Origin of the sequence: uncultured Amnibacterium sp., from assembly GCF_964245895.1 — a bacterium.
Lineage (GTDB): Bacteria > Actinomycetota > Actinomycetes > Actinomycetales > Microbacteriaceae > Amnibacterium.
The window spans coordinates 1-3,351 of the sequence record NZ_CAXTOQ010000239.1 but is presented as its reverse complement, the minus strand read 5'-3'; the positions used below and the strand labels follow the sequence as shown (position 1 = coordinate 3,351).

The following is a 3,351-nucleotide window of genomic DNA, read 5'->3' as shown; positions in this document are numbered from 1 at the left end:
GTGGAAGCTCTCGAGCATCGCGCGGGGCCGCATCGACAGCTGCGCGGCTCGGCGGTGCAGGTCGGGCACGTCCACGGGGCCGTGCGGCGCGAGCAGCACGGTGAAGCGCTGCAGCCCCTGGTCCTGGAACGCGTAGGCGCCGTCCGGGTCGAGCGTGCTCGGGTCGTGCCACGCGTACGGCGGGCTGCGCACCGCGGTGACGCCGATGCTCGCGCTCGCGTCGGCGGAGGCGGGCGACAGGTCGTAGCCGTGCTTCGCGTCGTTGATCACGGCCAGACCGGCGTCGGCGGTCGACAGGTCGATCCACGACTGCCCCGGCTCCTCCGCCCCGGACACGGCCCGCTCGACGGAGCCGAACGGCACCTCGACCCGGCCCGTCGGCGCCTCGAGCCCGACGGGCACCCGCCACTTCAGCAGGTGCATCCGCTCGCGCCAGTCGAGCTCGACCCGCACCTCCAGCACGTCGCTGCCGGCCTCGAGCACGAGGTCGTCCGACAGCGTCGAGGCGTTCCAGCGGCGCTCGATCCGCAGCTGCGCGCGCAGGGGCCCGTCCTCGCGCACGAGCACCCGGGTGACCGGCATCTCGACGCCCGGCCACGCGTAGCTGACGACCCGGTGCCCCCAGGTGTCGGTCGGGTCCCGGCACACCTGCAGGTGCGGGCCGCGCGCGCCGTCCAGCAGGTCGACCCCGCTGCGCTTGTCGAGCAGGGAGGTGAGCCAGCCGGTGCCGTGGTCGACGACGACGCGCAGCACCGCGTTCTCCAGCACGGTCTCGTGCCCGCAGCGCGTCAGGAGGGACGGCCCGGTGGTCCGCGGCGGTTCCGGCCCCTCGACGGCCGGCAGGTGCGCGGGGTTCGCGACCGCGGAGGCGTGCAGCGCCCCGCCGTCGGCGAGGTGCAGCGCGTAGCGGGCGACGCCGAGCGGCGGCAGGTCGACCCGGAACGCGACCGCCGCGCCGGCGCCGCGACCCATCTGGGACCGGGAGGAGATCGACTGGCTCGGCGTCGGCGTGCCGTCGGCCGCGGTCACCCGCTGCGCGTCCACCTCCATGCCGAAGCCGAGGTGCACCTCGACCGTCGTCGACACGGGCCACGGGTGGTGGTTGAAGACGAGCACCGGCAGCGTGGCCGGGTCGAGCGGCACGTCCATCGCGGCGGCGATCCGGTTGTGCGCGCGGGCCGTGATGCGCTTCGCCGTCGCGATCGCCTCGCCCAGCTGGTCGCGCGCGTCGACGAACGCCGCCTCGATCGCGGAGCCCGGCAGGATGTCGTGCGCCTGGTTCAGCAGCACCTGCTTCCAGGCGCGCTCGAGGTCCTCCCTCGGGTACCGGTCGCCCCGGTCCAGCGCGGCGATCGCCGCCCAGCGCTCGGCGACCAGGACCGTGCTCTGCGCGCGGCGCTGCCAGCGCTTGATGCCGGAGTGGGCGGAGTAGCAGCCCGGCGCGTGGTGCTGCAGCTCCCCCTCGACGACCGGCAGGTCGAGCCCCAGCTCGCGCACGCGATCGAAGTACGCCTCCGGGCTGGAGAGCGGCAGCGCCCCGAACGACCCGATCCGGTCGAAGCGGTGCACCGTCTCGATCTGCTGGATCGTCGGGCCGCCGCCGTGGTTGCCGACGCCGAAGAACACCATCGTCTCGGGCAGTCGCTCGTCGTGCTCGGCGAGGGACTTCTCGATGTGCCGGTCGACGGTCTCGCGGCTCGACTGGTACTCGAACGGGATGCGGAACGCCAGCACCTCGGTGCCGTCGGGCCCCCGCCACCGGAACAGCGCGCTCGGCAGCGCCTTCTCGTGCGCCATCGGGCGCAGGAAGCAGTAGGCGGACATGCCCTGGCCCGCGAGCACCTGCGGCAGCGTCGCCGCGTGCCCGAACGGGTCGACGTTCATCGCCACGGTCGCCTGCCGGCCGAACCGGTCGCGCAGGAACCGCTGCCCGTACAGCCCCTGGCGCACGAACGACTCCCCGACCGGCAGGTTGCAGTCCGGCTCGACCCACCAGCCGCCGGTGTTCACCCACCGTCCCTCGGCCACCCGGGCGCGGATCCGCTCGAACAGCGCGGGATCCTGCTCCTCCACCCAGGCGAGCAGCACCACCTGGTCGCAGGTGAACACGAAGTCGGGGTACTCGTCCAGCCGGTCGAGCACGCTGCGGAACGTCGCGCGCGCCTCCTGGTACCCCTCCTGCCACGGCCACAGCCACACGACGTCGAGGTGCGCGTTGCCGATCATGTGCACCACGCGGTCCGGGGAGGCGCCCGGTCGCGGCACGAAGGGCGCCTCGGCCGGCTCGAAGTCCTGCGGGGCGTTCGCGAGCGGGGCCTCGCCGTCGGGCCGTTCGTCGCTCATGCGACGCGCTCCAGGGCGAGCAGGCCCGCCCCGACCGCCGGTGCGGTGCCGCCGAGCGCCGCCCGCTCCACGCGCACGGTCCGGCGGATCGGGACCATCGCGTTCAGGGTCACCGCGGTGCGGACCGCGGCGGGCAGCGCCTCCTGCTCGGCCAGCCCGCCGCCGAGCACCAGCACCTCGGGCTCGAAGACGTTCACGAGGTCCGTCGCCAGCTGCCCGAGGCAGGTCAGCGCCTCCGCCCACAGCTCGCCCGCGAGGTCGTCGTCGGCCGCGAGCCGCACGATCGCCTCCGCGTCGAGGTCGTCGACGTCCGCGAGGGCGGAGGCGCGGCCGTCGGCCATCGCCTCCCGCGCCCGCTCGACCAGCTGGGTGCCGGAGGCGTACGCCTCCGCGCAGCCGAGTCGGCCGCAGGTGCACCGGCGGCCGCCCGGCCGCACGCACACGTGGCCGAGCTCGCCGCCGTTCGTCGTCGCGCCGACGAGCAGCCGGCCGTCGAGCACGGCGCCGCCGCCCAGCCCGCTCGAGATCGTCAGGTACACCGCGGAGCCCGCGCCCTTCGCGGCGCCCGCGCGGAACTCGCCCCAGGCGCCGGCCGAGGCGTCGTTCGCGAGCACGGCGGGCACGCCGAACCGGTCCTCGACCAGGCGCACGATCTCGACGTGGTCCCAGCCGGGCAGGTGGAGGGGGCCGAGCAGCACGCCGGCCCGGGCGTCGAGCGGGCCCCCGCACGCCACGCCCGCCGCGGTGATCGCCGCGTCGCCGCGCACGCGCTGCGCCAGGTCGAGCAGCCGGTCGAGGACCGCCTGCGGCCCCTCGTCGCGTCGGGTGGGCGCGCGGTCGCCGCGGACGACCAGGCCGTCGGGCCCGATGAGCGCGACGGCGAGCTTCGTCGCGCCGATGTCGAGCGCGAGCGCCAGCGGCTCAGCCATGTCCCAGATCTACCAGGGCCCCGCTGGGTGATCGGCACCGCTCGACGCCGCCTCCCCGCGTCGGCTACCCGCCGGCGCA

The 3,351-nt window shown here is 75.5% G+C and carries 2 protein-coding genes; both read right to left on the bottom strand.

Going from position 1 to position 3,351, the window contains the following annotated elements; all coding sequences use genetic code 11:
- The coding region (locus tag ACFE60_RS18380) for an alpha-mannosidase (protein WP_375390297.1) at positions 1–2,343 on the bottom strand (2,343 nt) is incomplete at its 3' end.
- Positions 2,340–3,272, bottom strand: a complete 933-nt coding sequence (locus ACFE60_RS18375) for an ROK family protein (protein ID WP_375390296.1) — start codon at positions 3,270–3,272, stop codon at positions 2,340–2,342. The genes ACFE60_RS18380 and ACFE60_RS18375, both read right to left, overlap by 4 nt.
- Positions 3,273–3,351 lie beyond the last annotated feature (79 nt).

Bases quoted from the DNA above. Each gene is read 5' to 3' on its own strand.
- ACFE60_RS18375 (WP_375390296.1), bottom strand. From the start codon at position 3,272: ATGGCTGAGCCGCTGGCGCTCGCGCTCGACATCGGCGCGACGAAGCTC.